The organism is Brucella sp. NBRC 12950, from assembly GCF_030268145.1.
Classification (GTDB): domain Bacteria; phylum Pseudomonadota; class Alphaproteobacteria; order Rhizobiales; family Rhizobiaceae; genus Brucella.
The window spans coordinates 183,046-198,175 of record NZ_BSQC01000001.1 but is presented as its reverse complement, the minus strand read 5'-3'; the positions used below and the strand labels follow the sequence as shown (position 1 = coordinate 198,175).

The following is a 15,130-nucleotide window of genomic DNA, read 5'->3' as shown; positions in this document are numbered from 1 at the left end:
AACGCCCCCATGCCGAAACGTACAGATATCAAATCGATCCTGATTATCGGCGCGGGCCCCATTGTTATCGGCCAGGCTTGCGAGTTCGATTATTCCGGCACGCAGGCCTGTAAAGCGTTGAAAGAGGAAGGCTACCGCATCATCCTCGTCAACTCCAATCCAGCCACGATCATGACCGATCCTGACCTGGCGGACGCGACCTATATCGAACCAATTACGCCTGAAGTCGTCGCCAAGATCATTGCCAAGGAACGTCCTGACGCACTGCTGCCAACCATGGGCGGCCAGACCGCGCTGAACACTGCTTTGTCGCTCCGCCGCATGGGCGTTCTTGAGCGCTACAATGTTGAGATGATCGGCGCACATGCAGAAGCCATCGACAAGGCAGAAGACCGCGCTCTTTTCCGCGAAGCAATGGAAAAGATCGGTCTCGACACGCCAGAATCGCGACTGGCCAATGCGACCGAAATCAAGGACGAAGACCGCAAGCGTCACGAAGCCAAGCGCGCTGAAGTGAAATCGCAGTATTCTGGCGATGATCTCGACAAGGCGCTCGACAAGCTTGAAACCGAATGGCAGCTGGGCGAAGTTGAGCGCAAGCAGCGCTACATGAGCCACGCGCTTGCAAAGGCTGCGCAGGCACTCGACGTGGTCGGCCTGCCTGCCATTATCCGCCCAAGCTTCACGCTCGGCGGCACCGGCGGCGGCATCGCTTACAACCGTCAGGAATTTTTTGAGATCATCGAACGTGGTCTGGATGCATCGCCAACGACTGAAGTTCTGATCGAAGAGTCGGTTCTGGGCTGGAAAGAATATGAAATGGAAGTCGTCCGCGACAAGGCGGATAACTGCATCATCATCTGCTCGATCGAAAATCTCGATCCTATGGGCGTCCATACCGGCGACTCGATCACCGTTGCGCCAGCCCTGACGCTGACCGACAAAGAATACCAGATCATGCGTAACGCCTCGATTGCGGTGCTGCGCGAGATCGGCGTTGAAACCGGTGGCTCCAACGTGCAGTTCGCGATCAACCCGGCCAATGGCCGCATGATCGTGATTGAAATGAACCCACGCGTGTCGCGTTCTTCGGCTCTCGCTTCCAAGGCAACCGGCTTCCCGATTGCCAAAGTCGCGGCAAAGCTTGCTGTCGGCTACACACTGGATGAACTCGACAACGACATCACCGGCGGTGCAACGCCAGCGTCGTTCGAACCATCGATCGACTATGTCGTCACCAAGATCCCGCGCTTTGCATTCGAAAAATTCCCGGGCTCTTCGCCAATCCTGACCACCGCAATGAAGTCGGTCGGCGAAGTTATGGCCATTGGCCGTACTTTCCAGGAAAGCTTGCAGAAGGCGCTTCGCGGCCTCGAAACCGGCCTGACGGGCCTTGATGAAATCGCCATTCCAAATATTGAAGAAGGCGATGAAAAGAACGCGATCCGCGCCGCCATCGGCACGCCTACGCCAGACCGTCTGCGCATGGTCGCTCAGGCAATGCGCCTTGGTTTGACGACCGAGCAGGTTCACGATGCGTCCAAGATCGATCCTTGGTTCCTCGAACAAATCGAAGCCATTGTGAAGACCGAAGAGCGTGTTCGCGAACACGGTCTGCCACAGGATGCAGAAAACCTGCGTATGCTGAAAGCCATGGGCTTCTCCGATGCGCGCCTCGCCAGCCTGACGGGAGAGGACGCAGAGGATATCGCAAAACTGCGCGGTGAACTTGATGTGCATCCGGTTTACAAGCGCATCGATACCTGCGCTGCAGAATTCGCTTCGCCAACCGCCTACATGTACTCGACCTATGAAACGCCATTCGTCGGTCAGCCTCGCTCCGAGGCACAGGTTTCGGATCGCAAGAAGGTCGTCATTCTCGGCGGTGGTCCAAACCGCATCGGTCAGGGCATCGAATTCGATTATTGCTGCTGTCATGCCGCTTTCGCACTCGGCGATGCCGATTACGAAGCCATCATGATCAACTGTAACCCGGAAACAGTTTCGACCGATTACGACACGTCCGACCGCCTCTACTTTGAACCGCTTACAGCTGAAGATGTGTTGGAAATCCTGCGCGTAGAGCAGGAAAAGGGCACATTGCATGGCGTGATCGTACAGTTTGGTGGCCAGACCCCGCTCAAGCTTGCAAATGCACTGGAAAAGGCAGGCATTCCGATCCTCGGCACTTCGCCTGACGCGATTGATCTTGCAGAAGACCGCGACCGCTTCCAGAAGCTGCTCATCAAGCTCGGTCTCAACCAGCCAAAGAACGGCATCGCCTATTCGGTTGAACAGGCACGCCTGATCGCAGCAGACCTTGGTTTCCCGCTGGTTGTTCGTCCGTCCTATGTTCTGGGTGGTCGCGCCATGCAGATCATCCATGATGAACGCAGCCTGCAGGCCTATCTGCTCGATACCGTTCCGGAACTGGTCCCTGAAGACATCAAAGCCAAGTATCCAAACGACAAGACTGGTCAGATCAACACGCTGCTCGGCAAGAACCCGCTCCTGTTTGATACCTATCTTACACAGGCCATCGAAGTGGACGTCGACTGCCTTTGCGACGGCAAGACCAGCTTCGTTTCCGGCATCATGGAACATATCGAAGAAGCTGGTATTCACTCGGGCGACAGCGCCTGCTCGCTGCCAGTTCATTCGCTCTCCGCTGAAACCGTTGCTGAGCTGGAACGTCAGACCGAAGCTCTTGCCAAGGCACTTAATGTTGGCGGCCTGATGAACGTCCAGTTCGCGATCAAGGACGGCGAAATCTTCATTCTTGAAGTGAACCCGCGCGCTTCGCGTACGGTTCCGTTCGTTGCCAAGACCATCGGCACGCCGATTGCCAAGGTTGCGGCCCGCATCATGGCTGGCGAAAGCCTTGAAGAAGCGCTCGGCGCGTATGGCGGCAAGCCACAGGCTCCTTCACGCCCGCACATCGCGGTCAAGGAAGCCGTGTTCCCATTTGCACGCTTCCCGGGCGTCGATACGCTGCTCGGACCTGAAATGCGTTCGACCGGTGAAGTAATGGGCCTCGACTACGACTACGCACTGGCTTTCGCCAAGGCGCAGCTCGGTGCAGGCGTTGAGCTGCCGCGCGAAGGAACGGTCTTCGTCTCAGTTCGCGATGAAGACAAGGAACGCATACTGGGTGCAGTCCGCAAGCTTGCAAGCATCGGCTTCAAGGTAATGGCAACCGGCGGAACACAGCAGTTCCTCGTCGCAAATGGCGTGGAAGCGACCAAGATCAACAAGGTCATCGAAGGCCGTCCGCACGTTGAAGACGCGATCCGCAATCGTCAGATCCATCTGGTCTTCAACACGACCGACAGCGCAAGCGCTGTTTCGGACAGCAAGTCGATCCGCCGTGCAACACTGATGCAGAAGCTGCCTTACTACACCACCATGGCTGGTGCTGAAGCAGCGGCAGAAGCTATAGCTGCACTTAAGGCCGGTTCGATGGAAGTCCGTCCGCTGCAGGATTACTTCCGCGATTAATCAAACTGAGAGACACGAAAAAGGCCGCAGATGAAAATCTGCGGCCTTTTTCTTTGGTAGCAACCACCAATATGACGAACTCGGCAATACTTTATCTATTTGTTTTGGCGCGCATCTTGCTCCGGAAACCGCTTCGCACTTTTCGAGATAAGCTCTAGAGTCTGAGGGGAATTAGGTTTCGGGCGTGGCGTGCGACGGATTTTGGTCCTGAACAGGAGAAAAGACCGCCGTAGCTAATTCCCCACAGACCCTAGACCGTTGCTTCTGTTTGATGCGGCAGGCGAAGTGGATCAGCCTGCAAGTCCATCTCAAGATGGAGTTGGCGTGTGAACAAGCCATTATGCCCAAGACCTTTGCCGATATGAATGACGGCTGCATCTTTTAATGGGCCGGTCAAAATTGCATAAGCGCGTTTGCGCGCTTCTTCATCCATACCGTCCAATGTGCCATCAATCACGATCCAGCTTGGATTTTGCAGAACAAGCCGCGCGAGTGCCAGGCTTTGCTGCTCGTCATCAGTGAGCGTCCTATCCCAGCGCAACGTACGATCAATCTGTGGTTCCAGACGCTCCAGCCCCGCGAATTTCAGTACTTCCGCGACCTGATTTTTTGAGAAATCGGCAGCATTCAGTGGATATACAACGGCGTCATGCAGGTTGCCGGGTGGGATATAGGGAGCATGAGGGATAAACACCACGCGATCACCAGCAGGCAGACCGATGCGTCCGCTTCCCCAAGGCCACAAACCACCGAGAGCACGGAAAAACCGGCTGCGCTCGGTTTCAGTTGCCCCTGTAACAAACAGACGTTCGCCGGGGTTGATCGCTACTTGCTTCTCAACAAGATTGAGACAGCCATCGGGCACCGCAATCGACAAACCGTCGATGGTCAAACGCTCGTCTTCGTTCGTTTCAAGCGTGATCTGGCGATCAATATGGCCGATATCATCCATTCGCAAGATAGCCTGACGGAAGCTTGCAACGCGCAAAAGCGTTGCACGCCAGTCGGCAATCGCGCCGAAATTATCAACGAACCAGCGCAGAGAATTATGTACCTGCGTGAAGGCACCAACGGCCATCATAAGGCCACCGAAGGTCAGCCCACCGGAAAAATAGACCGGTGCAGCGACAAGAATCGGCGCAATAATCGTGAACCAGCCATAGCCAGCAGTTACCCATGTGAGGTTCGTTGTCGCAATGACGATCCTCTTGATCGCGCTCAAAACGGCATCGAGATCGCGATCCAGCCTGCGGCGTTCATCAGCTTCACCGCGTGCGAGTGTTACGGCATCGATATGCTCGTTAACCCGCATCAGCGAGAAGCGGAAATCAGCCTCGCGCGCATAGCGGTTGGCATTGTGATTGACGAGGCTGCGACCGACAAACCACGAAAGCAGCGACGCAGAACCCGCATAAAAAACAGCCGCCCAGACCATGTAACCGGGAATAGAAAAACTATAACCCCAGACATGGAAGACAAAGCCGCTTGAAAGCGACCATAAGACGCCGACGAAACTCACCAGAATGACTGTCGACTGCAGCAGATTGATGCCGAGATCGCTCGTCGTTTCGGCCAGATGGCGCGCATCTTCCTGCAAGCGTTGATCGGGATTGATGCCAATTTCGCCAGCCTTTGCCAGTCGAAACGCCCTCCCCGGCTGCAACCACTGACCAACCAGATCACGCGCCAACCCATCGCGCAGCTTCAGCTTGAACATCTGGTTCAGCCAGGTCTGTGAGACGTTAAGGATGAGAACTGAGCCGGCAATGGCAAAGAAAATTAATAGCTGATGGAAGAACGCACTCAAATTGCGGTCCGATAACGCATTGTAAAATGGCACGTTCCAGCGGTTAATTGCCACCTGCCCGATAGCGATCAGAACGATCAGCACGAAGATACCTGTTCCCAAGGCGATCAGCTGATTGCGAACGGGAGACACCCAGAACGCGCTCATCATCATGCGAACTTGCGAGAGAAGATCGCTACCGTCCTGCTTGCTCTTATCCGGATGACGACGAGGCGGGCGAGTAGCCCTATGCGGCTTATCCTGCTTTGATTTGGACACCACGTCTTTCCTCATCGGGCTTGTGTTTGGCAGATGCAAAACTTTGCTAGTGGCTTGAATTTGACGTTTGAATTTCGGCTGACACTTATGTTGTTTCAAACGTCAAATTCGAAAAATCCACTAGATAGAAATACTTACTAGTGGTCCTTTTAAATTCCAACATTTGCTCAGCACATGAAACGAGGGAAGCAAATGTTGGAATCAGACCACTAGTAAATATAGGCGTAAATACCAAAGGTCATGGGATTGTTCTTAAACAATTCCGGCCTCACTCTGTAGCAACATTTTGGAACTTTTGTGTGAGAACCAGGCCGCTCACTTTATCGGATGCTTGCACCTGCTTATCCAGCTGGCAGCATTATAAAATGCATCCCCGTTTGAGGAATAAAACCATCTCTTTTCATCTCTTCCAGGTGCATTTGGCAGACGTTAGCGATCACATCTGGATCGGAATATGAAAAAGCATTTCAAAAATAGGCCTTTAGAGATATCAAAGCCTGTCTTGTATTGGTCAAATTTGTCGCATATAGTCGGGCAATCGATTTTTCGGTCAAGTGACTTTGCGACCCGCCCGGCCTGCCGTGCTTCCTGACGATCTCCTGTCCATAAATTCGATCCACAGGGACGTGTGCGAAGCATACGGACTACACGACTACTAATGTTACAAAGGAATTTCCCATGGCTACGGGAACTGTTAAGTGGTTCAACACGACCAAGGGCTTCGGCTTCATTCAGCCTGATCAGGGCGGCACGGACGTATTCGTTCACATTTCCGCTGTTCAGCGCGCTGGTCTGGCCACGCTCGATGAAGGCCAGAAGGTTACGTACGAAATCGTACAGGACCGCCGTTCGGGCCGTTCGTCTGCCGACAACCTCGTCGCAGCATAATTTTTGCCGCAAGGCAGAGGAAAGGCGGGACTTGTCCCGCCTTTTTTATTTGTCCGATTTCTTATTCGATAATATTCAGACTTTTATCAGCGCACTCGCTCCCAGCATAAGAGCTGCGACCAACGCTGCTACGGTGCGAACATGGTTCCAAAGAGTCCAGTCGCGCACATAAGCGATCCAGACATCCGCTGATGCAGCAGCATTTGCATCCATGACGGCAAGCTGATCATTGAGCGGCACATTCAGAATCATGGTTACGCCAATGGTGCCGATCAGATAGATGCCAGCACCGATCATCGTCCACTTCGACAGGCTGCCAAAACCCATCAGCCCGAGCGCAATTATCGCCAGACAGAGCAATGCCGTTCCAAAAAAGACCGCAAAGAATGTACCATTAATCACTGTTATGTTGATCGACTGCATTGCCGATATGCCTGCATTTGCCGGAATGCGTGCGAGAGCAGCCATCACAAAACTTGAGAACGCATAGAAAATACCGCCTGTAATCGCACTACCCCATGCCGTCAGCAGCACAAGCAGTTGAAAACTCATCGTCATGATCCTTCCTCCCAAGCGCCTTCTTCAGCGGCCTTGCGGGCAAAATCTGCAAAGCGGCGCGGCTTTCGACCCAGAGCTTCCTCAACGCCATGAGCCACTTTGGCGTTACGACCATCAAAAAGCTCAGTGAAAAGATAGCGCAAAAGTGCAATCACATCTTCAGGCAGCGCCTGCTCGCGCAACGCCACTTCATAATCAGCGAACGAAACAGAATAGAACGACAGTTCCCTCCCCGTAGCTCTTGCGAGCTCGCTCACTGCATCATTAAAACTCAGCAGTTCCGGGCCTGTTAGCTCATAGAGGCGATTGCGGTGGCTCGATTGCGTCAGGGCTGCAACCGCCACATCAGCAATATCGTCGGCATCGATGAACGGCTCTTTTGTCTGTCCGACCGGCAACGTCAGCGAACCCGATAAAAGCTCATCCCGCATGTAGTTTTCACTGAAGTTCTGCATGAACCAGCTTGCGCGCAGCACGGTCCAGTCAAGGCCGGAGGTTTGAAGCACCTGCTCGGCAGCTTCGGCCTCCTCCTCACCTCGTCCGGAAAGAAGAACGACATGTTTCACACCCGCCGTCTTCGCGACCATCAGAAATGCGCGGATTGCATCTACCGCACCCGGCAAAGCCAGATCCGGCTGATATGTGACATAGGCCTGTGTGACACCTTCAAGCGCCGCAGCCCAACCGGATTGACTATTCCAGTCAAAGGCAATTTCCGTGCTTCGCGATACGGCACGAACAGACAGGCCCTTCTCCCGCAATTTCTCCGCAACGCGCCTGCCGGTTTTGCCGGTCGCACCGATCACCAGATAAAGATCATTCGAGCCCGTATTCATTTTCCATCTCCCAAAATATGAGCATCCCTCATATTTGCAATATGTGAGCAATCCTCATATTCTGTCAAGAGCGGATAATGTGAGTCGGTCATGAAGCAGAATTCGGGTACGGAAACAGAAGTAATCGGTGCGGCAATCCTGCGGCGCACACCCAGTCAGAGCCGGGCACAGGAAAAAATCCGCCGCATAGCGGAATGCGCGACCGCGCTGATCGCCACAAAGGGCAGCGACAGCCTGAAGATGAGCGAAATTGCCCAGCAGGCCGGCATTTCGATCGGTGCGCTCTATCAGTATTTTCCTGATAAAAGCGCCTTGATCCGATATCTGTTTCAAAGCTGTAACGCGCAATCGCGTCAGTGCATCGAAGATGGACTTGCCTCAGCAAATTCAAGCGACGAATTGATTGCTGCATTTAATGCCTTGATTGACGAATATCTGGCTTTGATGCGGCTGGAACCAGCAATGCGCGATATATGGTCGGCCACGCAGACCGATAAATCCCTATCTAAGCTGGAGATTGCCGAAAGCCGCCAGAATGGCAAACTGCTAGCGGATACAATCCGCCGGATCGCACCCGATAAAGACACCGCCCAGTTGGACGAAACCGCTTTTCTGCTGATGCATTTTGGCGAATCCACCATGCGCATCGCCGGCGAGGTTGCGGAGGATGAATGCGATGCGCTGATTAAGGCTTACAAAATCATGGCCACGCGTAGCTTGCGCGACCTCATGGGCCATTAGAGCATTTCCAGCAAAACTGCGAAGCGGTGTTGCGTAGGGATAATGCGTAAAACAAAAGATGGAGCGGTTCCAACGATTTAATATTAACTGGAACCGCTCTGAACCTTAAGGCAGCCAGTCCATCGAAACATGCCCTTCATCGGCTGCTACGCGCTTAAGCCACGCATTCACTGCCGGATAGCGATCCATGTTGAAGCCGCCCCGATGCGCCTCATGCGTATAAGCATAAAGAGCGATATCAGCCACCGTCAGGCTGTCACCTGCCAGGAAAGGTGTCTTCTTCAATTGCTCTTCCATAACGCCGAGCGCCTTGTCGCCACCGGCAAGCGTCGATGCCAGACGTTCAGGCGTCGCGTCACGGGCGCGCTCCGGATAGACCATCAAGGCACGGCGCACAGCGACATAGGGCTCATGGCTATATTGCTCGAAGAATAGCCACTGATACACCAACGCCCGTTCATAAGCGTCTTTCGGCAGATAGGGCGTCCCTTCAGCCAGATGAAGAAGCATGGCATTCGATTCGGCAAGGAAGCGACCATCTTCCAGTTCAAGCAGCGGAACCTTACCATTCGGGTTTTTCGCCAGATATTCAGGTGTTCGCGTCGAACCGTCGAGAGATGAAACGGTGACGTGCTTGAAAGGCTTACCGAGTTTTGCAAGCAAAAGCCGAGGCTTATAGCAATTTCCGGAATCTGGCTGTGAATAGATCGTGAGCATTTGCTTCTCCTGTACCGGCATAACATGTCCGTCAGACTGAAAGCTGTCCAATCAGTTTCATTGAACGAATATGTGCGGATATCTGATGGATCAGAACTTTTCAGCAACACAATCGCGCGAGAAACCGGAATTTCTTGCGAAAATGCAAAGCTTTTGTTGCGATTCGTGCGCCGATGCGACATAGAAAGTCCGCAAAACCGGACCGTTCCCGGTGCCGGTTATCTGATCCTGCCATCTATGGAGATCTATCATGGCATTTCTCGCCGACGCCCTTTCTCGTGTAAAGCCATCTGCAACCATCGCGGTCAGCCAGAAAGCACGTGAACTGAAAGCCAAGGGCAAGGACGTGATTGGTCTCGGAGCGGGCGAACCCGATTTCGACACACCAGACAATATCAAGAAGGCTGCCATCGACGCGATTAATCGCGGCGAAACCAAGTACACGCCAGTTGCTGGTATTCCTGAGCTGCGTCAGGCCATCGTTGCTAAGTTCAAGCGCGAAAACGGCCTCGACTATAAGCCGGAACAGGTTATCGTCGGCACCGGCGGCAAGCAGATCCTGTTCAACGCTTTCATGGCGACCCTGAACCCAGGTGATGAAGTGATCGTGCCTGCCCCATACTGGGTAAGCTACCCGGAAATGGTTGCAATCAACGGCGGCACGCCAGTTTTCGTCAACACGAAGATCGAAGACAACTTCAAGCTGACTGCAAGCGATCTTGAAAAGGCGATCACGCCAAAGACCAAGTGGCTGATCTTCAACTCGCCATCGAACCCAACCGGCTCGGCATACACTGAAGCAGAACTGAAGGCGCTGACCGACGTTCTCGTCCGTCATCCGCAGGTCTGGATCCTCACCGACGACATGTATGAACATCTCGTCTATGGCGATTTCGTCTTCACGACGCCTGCTCAGGTTGAACCTTCGCTCTATGATCGTACGCTCACCATGAACGGCGTATCGAAGGCCTATGCAATGACCGGCTGGCGTATTGGTTATGCCGCAGGCCCGCTGCAGCTCATCAAGGCTATGGATATGGTGCAGGGTCAGCAGACCTCCGGCGCTTGCTCCATCGCTCAGTGGGCAGCTGTTGAAGCGCTCAACGGCACACAGGACTTCATTCCGGAAAACAAGAAGATCTTCCAGGCTCGCCGCGATCTGGTCGTATCGATGCTCAATCAGGCAACCGGCATTCATTGCCCAACGCCAGAAGGTGCATTCTACGTTTACCCATCCTGTGCAGGCCTGATCGGCAAGAAAACTGAAGCTGGCAAAGTCATCGAAACTGACGAAGACTTCGTAACTGAGCTGCTCGAAGCAGAAGGCGTTGCAGTCGTTCATGGTTCGGCTTTCGGCCTTGGACCAAACTTCCGCATTTCTTATGCGACATCCGACGAACTGCTTGAGGAAGCCTGCTCACGCATTCAGCGCTTCTGCGCAAGCCTGCGTTAAAAGCTAAAAATACAAATGACGAAGGGGCCGAAAGGCCCCTTTTTCGTATCTTCACCTCAAGAGAAAAACCAAGATCAGGCGAAAAGCCAAAAAAAAAGCCAGACAAATGTCTGGCTTTGAGTTTTGAAGGTGCCTTCAAGGCAAACCTCCAGAGGGGAACACTCAGCGCGCGCAAATGGGAGGAGGAAACGCAGCGCTGAGATGACTTATATATGCCTTGTGCTCATTGTTTTTGCAATGCAACTTTAGCGCAATACAGCTATGCGTTTTTTGCATGGCTAGAAAATCAATAAAAAGTCAATATATTCATAGAGTTAGAGATTAACCACTTATCCGACTTTCTTAACTGGCTATCATAGAGCCGCCCAAACAGAAGGCATAGCCGAACAATCACTGCCTCTAAAAATAGCAAATCACTTCCGTAGATCGAAAGCATCCGCCGCTGTCATGAAACTATCATGGCACTGAATCTGACTTGTCACAGAAGAGGCATAGAAGCCCTCGCAAGGCCGCAGCCATCCTTTTTGAATGCCGAACCGGCACATGCTGCAGCGCACCCCTTATCAAACAAGGAGCGCCATCTTGCGTATCGTCCAGATTACCGACACCCACCTCAGCCCAACCAAGTCGCACTTCAACAGCAATTGGGCACCCCTTGTTGCGTGGATTGAAGAACAAAAGCCGGATCTCATCATTCACACCGGCGACCTGACGGTTGACGGTGCAGATATGGAAGCGGATCTCGCTTTCTGCCGCGAACGTATCGCCGAACTTTCCGCCCCTGTGCTGAGCCTTCCCGGCAATCACGACATCGGCCACCTGCCCGGCAGCCATCAACCTGTCAACATGCAGCGCCTGAAGCGTTGGCGTGATCATTTCGGTCCAGACTACTGGGCTAAAGATCTCGGCGACTGGCGCATCATTGGGCTTAACAGCCTGATTATCGGTGCTGACTCCGCTGAGGAAGAAGAACAGTTCCAATGGCTTGAGGCAGAGCTGAATAACAGCGATGGCAAGCCTGTTGCTATTTTTGCGCATAAGCCGGTTTTCGTCGATCAGCCAGATGAAGGTGACACGGGCTACTGGGGTATTCGACCCGCTCCACGTCAGCGCCTCTACGATCTGTTTGCCGCCAATAATGTGAAGCTTCATGCAAGCGGCCATCTTCACCGCGCATGGGCTGGGGAAGCTTATGGTACAAGCTATATCTGGGCACCGGCAGCAGCATTCATAGTGGGCGCCATGGAACGTGACCTGCCCGGTGAGCGTATTCTGGGAGCAGCTATCCACGACCTCGGCGAAACAGTAAAAAGTGAAATCGTCCGTATTGAAGAGCTTACACCTTACGTCATTGATGATGTGGTGCATGAAGTCTATCCGCATCACACCGGCGATGGTGAGGCGGAAAAGCTTGCTGAGGAGGCTACTCAGTGAGCACGCTTGTCCTTCGCGATATCAGCAAGTCTTACGGCAACAATCAGATCCTTGACGGTATTTCCATTGAGGCCGCAGAAGGCGAGTTTATTGCACTCGTGGGTCCGTCAGGTTGTGGCAAGAGCACGTTGCTGCGCATTCTTGCAGGCCTTGATCACGCCGATGAAGGCAGCATTGCCATTGCCGGACGCGATATCACAGGCGCCCATCCTGCTGACCGCAACATGGCGATGGTCTTTCAATCCTATGCACTTTATCCGCATTTAACGGCCGCGCAGAACATCGCGGTTCCTCTTGCCATGCGCGATATGACCACTCTGGAACGCTTTCCACTGGTCGGCGTACTCGTTCCGGGGCAACGCAAGAAGCGAGCAGCCATCCAAAAGCAGGTCAAAGCGACAGCGGCCAGCCTTAAAATCGATCATCTGCTTGATCGCAAGCCGGGCCAAATGTCGGGTGGCCAGCGCCAGCGTGTTGCGCTTGCCCGTGCTCTTGTCCGTCAGCCCGGCGCGTTTCTAATGGATGAGCCGCTGTCCAACCTCGACGCCAATCTGCGTGTTCACACCCGGGCGGAAATCGTGGAGCTACATCGCCGCGCCGGTGTGCCGACGATCTATGTAACGCACGATCAGGCTGAAGCGCTGAGCATGGCCGACCGTGTAGCCGTCATGATGGGCGGTAAGTTACTGCAGATTGATACGCCAACTGCGATCTATAATGATCCAAAACATATTGAAGTCGCTCAGTTTATCGGCACACCGCGCATCAATATCCTTGACGCTCTGGTGAGCGACAATGGCATCGTCCATTTTGCTGGCCGCGCGATACTGCAAGGCATCGCGGCACATTCTGGCACGCAAATCCGCGTCGGCATCAGGCCGGAACATTTCCGCATCGTTCCACACGACAGGACCGGTATCACTGCCACGGTTTCGCGGATTGAGTTCCTGGGCTCGGAAGTGTTGATCTATGTAAAAGCTCCCGGCGCGTCACAGGATCTGACGGTCAAGCTTGATCCCGCGAAAGCAAAAAATATTGCAGCGGGTTTAGCCGTTGGCCTGCATTTTGATGCAGACAACGCCTATCTTTTTGGTGACGACGGTCTGCGTCTGCGTCAACCCGCCGGAAATGCAATACAACTTGCCCCGCGGGAAAAGGCGCCAGCTCATGTCTGACGCCGCTCTTCCTCACACGGGTTTAACCAACGCTCGCACGGCTGCAGAAAAGGCACGCCGACGTGAAGAACGCCTCGCCTGGAAGCTTGCAGCACCGGCCATTCTCCTCACAGCACTTTTGATCCTGTTACCGACAGCAGCTGTGATCTTCTGGAGCCTCACCAATTTCGAGTTGGGCTATGACGGCTTTGAATTTATCGGCCTTGATAACTACCGCGAGTTATTCACCGACCGCACGTTTTTGATCTCACTCAAAAACACGGCAGTTTACACAGCCATCGTAGCTCCGGCTTCCGTTTTTCTGGGCCTTGGCGTGGCGCTTCTTATTGAAAGCGAAGTTCGCGGCAAATCATTTTTCCGCACGGTTTACTTCCTTCCTGTCGCTTCGCTTCTCGTCGCCATGGCAACCGTCTGGCAATATCTGCTGCATCCAACGCTTGGTCCGGTAAACGCAATGCTTGGGATGATCGGTATTACCGGCCCCAACTGGCTAGGCTCCAGCGATACCGTGCTCTTTAGCCTTGCACTCATTGGCGTCTGGCAGAGCGTCGGTTTCAACATGGTTCTGTTTCTTGCTGGCCTGACCGCGATACCACGCGAACTTTATTCGGCTGCGGAAGTTGATGGTGTGAAAAGCAGCTGGGAACGGTTTCGTCTGGTCACTTGGCCTCTGCTCGGCCCCACCACTCTGTTTGTAACGACAATCAGCATTATCAACGCAGTCAAAGTCTTTGAGACAGTCAAAACACTGACCGAAGGCGGTCCAAATAAAGCATCCGAAGTGCTGCTCTGGACCATTTATCAGGAAGGCTTTGTCTATCTGCGCGTGGGCTATGCCTCTGCGATGACCGTGATTTTCCTCGCTGTGCTGATCGTTCTGATGATGCTGCAGTTCCGCGTGCTGGACCGTCGTACCCATTATTGAGGAACCAGAAATGACTTTTGCCCGTTCCTTCCGTCTCGGCTTGCTTTCATTGGGTGCGCTTATTTTTCTGGCACCCTATATCTTCATGCTATCGACGGCCGCCAAATCGCAGCAGGATATCTTTTCCTCTTCACTTTCGCTCATTCCGCAGAACTGGGCTCTTTGGGATAACCTCACCAAAGCTTTGACGCGCGTTCCGATGGGACTTCTGCTGTTTAACGGTGTCATCGTCTGTGGGCTGGTTCTCGTCGTACAGGTGGTGATTGCCATACCGTGTGCTTATGCAATGGCAAAGCTGCAGTTTCGCGGTCAGCGCACGATGATGATGCTGGTCATGCTTGGCCTTCTTGTTCCGATCCATGCAACGGCCCTCCCGTTCTATGTCGGCTTCAATCAGCTTGGCGTTCTCAATAGCTACTTCGCACTGAGCGCGCCGTTCTTCATTTCGGTCTTCGGCATTTTCCTGTTTCTACAGTTTTTCCGTGCTCTTCCGGATGACCTCATCAGCGCTGCTCGCCTTGATGGAATGTCGGAAGCAGGCATCGTCATGCGCGTCATTGTTCCAAATGCGTGGCCTGCCATCACCGCTTTCTCGATCTTTTCGGTGGTCGCACACTGGAACGATCTGTTTTGGCCGCTCATCGTCGTCAATGGCATGGAACGGGCTACACCACCGCTCGGCCTCCTCTATTTCCGCGCAGCAGAAGCTGGCGACGACTACGGCGCACTGATGGCGGCAACGCTCATCATCACCCTGCCGCTTCTCCTCGCATTTCTCGCAGCCCAGCGCCGCTTCATCGAAGGCATTACTTTAACCGGCCTCAAAGGCTGAAATCCTCC

The 15,130-nt window shown here is 53.7% G+C and carries 12 protein-coding genes and 1 pseudogene; 9 read left to right on the top strand and 4 right to left on the bottom strand.

Translation table 11 applies throughout. The features are described 5' to 3' along the window. Positions 1-9: 9 nt before the first annotated feature. Positions 10-3,498: a carbamoyl-phosphate synthase large subunit gene (gene carB, locus QSJ70_RS00925; protein ID WP_285534498.1), complete on the top strand. Its 3,489-nt coding sequence runs from the start codon at positions 10-12 to the stop codon at positions 3,496-3,498. 250 nt (positions 3,499-3,748) lie between these two features. Here the strand turns inward: carB and QSJ70_RS00920 are convergent, their stop codons facing one another. Next, positions 3,749-5,566 (bottom strand): ABC transporter ATP-binding protein/permease, encoded by a 1,818-nt coding sequence (locus tag QSJ70_RS00920; protein ID WP_285534496.1) that lies wholly within the window; start codon positions 5,564-5,566, stop codon positions 3,749-3,751. A 675-nt stretch (positions 5,567-6,241) separates the two neighbouring features. Between QSJ70_RS00920 and QSJ70_RS00915 the strand changes: the two genes are divergently transcribed. Then, on the top strand, positions 6,242-6,451 hold the full coding sequence (locus tag QSJ70_RS00915; protein WP_007875924.1) for a cold-shock protein: 210 nt from the start codon (positions 6,242-6,244) through the stop codon (positions 6,449-6,451). A gap of 75 nt (positions 6,452-6,526) precedes the next feature. Here the strand turns inward: QSJ70_RS00915 and QSJ70_RS00910 are convergent, their stop codons facing one another. Both QSJ70_RS00910 and QSJ70_RS00905 read right to left on the bottom strand, forming a co-directional pair. Continuing rightward, positions 6,527-7,009 carry an anthrone oxygenase family protein gene (locus QSJ70_RS00910; protein ID WP_007875925.1) on the bottom strand — a complete coding sequence of 161 codons (483 nt, stop codon included), beginning with the start codon at positions 7,007-7,009 and terminating at the stop codon, positions 6,527-6,529. Beyond that, positions 7,006-7,845, bottom strand: coding sequence for an NAD(P)H-binding protein (locus tag QSJ70_RS00905; RefSeq protein WP_285534493.1), 840 nt, complete (start codon positions 7,843-7,845; stop codon positions 7,006-7,008). Before QSJ70_RS00905 ends, QSJ70_RS00910 begins: the two co-directional genes overlap by 4 nt. A 90-nt stretch (positions 7,846-7,935) precedes the next feature. Here QSJ70_RS00905 and QSJ70_RS00900 point away from each other — a divergent pair, with 90 nt between their 5' ends. Further along, the gene (locus QSJ70_RS00900) at positions 7,936-8,586 is read left to right on the top strand and encodes a TetR/AcrR family transcriptional regulator (RefSeq protein ID WP_285534491.1); all 651 of its coding nucleotides are present in this window, start codon (positions 7,936-7,938) and stop codon (positions 8,584-8,586) included. A 105-nt stretch (positions 8,587-8,691) separates the two neighbouring features. Here QSJ70_RS00900 and QSJ70_RS00895 read toward each other — a convergent pair whose 3' ends face one another. Further along, the gene (locus QSJ70_RS00895) at positions 8,692-9,303 is read right to left on the bottom strand and encodes a glutathione S-transferase family protein (protein WP_105518759.1); all 612 of its coding nucleotides are present in this window, start codon (positions 9,301-9,303) and stop codon (positions 8,692-8,694) included. 250 nt (positions 9,304-9,553) lie between these two features. Between QSJ70_RS00895 and QSJ70_RS00890 the strand changes: the two genes are divergently transcribed. The 6 genes and pseudogenes from QSJ70_RS00890 (at position 9,554) to QSJ70_RS00870 (ending at position 15,122) form a co-directional block, all read left to right on the top strand. After that, on the top strand, positions 9,554-10,756 hold the full coding sequence (locus tag QSJ70_RS00890; RefSeq protein WP_007875930.1) for a pyridoxal phosphate-dependent aminotransferase: 1,203 nt from the start codon (positions 9,554-9,556) through the stop codon (positions 10,754-10,756). A gap of 15 nt (positions 10,757-10,771) precedes the next feature. Next, positions 10,772-10,961 (top strand): annotated as a pseudogene (locus QSJ70_RS27640) (hypothetical protein). 377 nt (positions 10,962-11,338) lie between these two features. Continuing rightward, positions 11,339-12,190 (top strand): metallophosphoesterase family protein, encoded by an 852-nt coding sequence (locus tag QSJ70_RS00885; RefSeq protein WP_112812581.1) that lies wholly within the window; start codon positions 11,339-11,341, stop codon positions 12,188-12,190. Beyond that, positions 12,187-13,365, top strand: coding sequence for an ABC transporter ATP-binding protein (locus tag QSJ70_RS00880; protein WP_285534488.1), 1,179 nt, complete (start codon positions 12,187-12,189; stop codon positions 13,363-13,365). The genes QSJ70_RS00885 and QSJ70_RS00880 overlap by 4 nt, the downstream gene beginning before the upstream one ends. After that, positions 13,358-14,290 carry a carbohydrate ABC transporter permease gene (locus QSJ70_RS00875; protein WP_064320852.1) on the top strand — a complete coding sequence of 311 codons (933 nt, stop codon included), beginning with the start codon at positions 13,358-13,360 and terminating at the stop codon, positions 14,288-14,290. Before QSJ70_RS00880 ends, QSJ70_RS00875 begins: the two co-directional genes overlap by 8 nt. Before the next feature lie 10 nt (positions 14,291-14,300). After that, a complete protein-coding gene (locus tag QSJ70_RS00870) occupies positions 14,301-15,122 on the top strand; it encodes a carbohydrate ABC transporter permease (protein WP_285534487.1) in 822 nt (273 codons plus the stop codon). The last annotated feature ends 8 nt before the right edge of the window (positions 15,123-15,130 follow it).

What these genes read in the sequence shown, in the direction of transcription:
- carB (WP_285534498.1), top strand. Translation starts at nt 10, where the DNA reads ATGCCGAAACGTACAGATATCAAATCGATCCTGATTATCGGCGCGGGC.
- QSJ70_RS00915 (WP_007875924.1), top strand. Translation starts at nt 6,242, where the DNA reads ATGGCTACGGGAACTGTTAAGTGGTTCAACACGACCAAGGGCTTCGGC.
- QSJ70_RS00910 (WP_007875925.1), bottom strand. Translation starts at nt 7,009, where the DNA reads ATGACGATGAGTTTTCAACTGCTTGTGCTGCTGACGGCATGGGGTAGT.
- QSJ70_RS00905 (WP_285534493.1), bottom strand. Translation starts at nt 7,845, where the DNA reads ATGAATACGGGCTCGAATGATCTTTATCTGGTGATCGGTGCGACCGGC.
- QSJ70_RS00900 (WP_285534491.1), top strand. Translation starts at nt 7,936, where the DNA reads ATGAAGCAGAATTCGGGTACGGAAACAGAAGTAATCGGTGCGGCAATC.
- QSJ70_RS00895 (WP_105518759.1), bottom strand. Translation starts at nt 9,303, where the DNA reads ATGCTCACGATCTATTCACAGCCAGATTCCGGAAATTGCTATAAGCCT.
- QSJ70_RS00890 (WP_007875930.1), top strand. Translation starts at nt 9,554, where the DNA reads ATGGCATTTCTCGCCGACGCCCTTTCTCGTGTAAAGCCATCTGCAACC.
- QSJ70_RS00875 (WP_064320852.1), top strand. Translation starts at nt 13,358, where the DNA reads ATGTCTGACGCCGCTCTTCCTCACACGGGTTTAACCAACGCTCGCACG.
- QSJ70_RS00870 (WP_285534487.1), top strand. Translation starts at nt 14,301, where the DNA reads ATGACTTTTGCCCGTTCCTTCCGTCTCGGCTTGCTTTCATTGGGTGCG.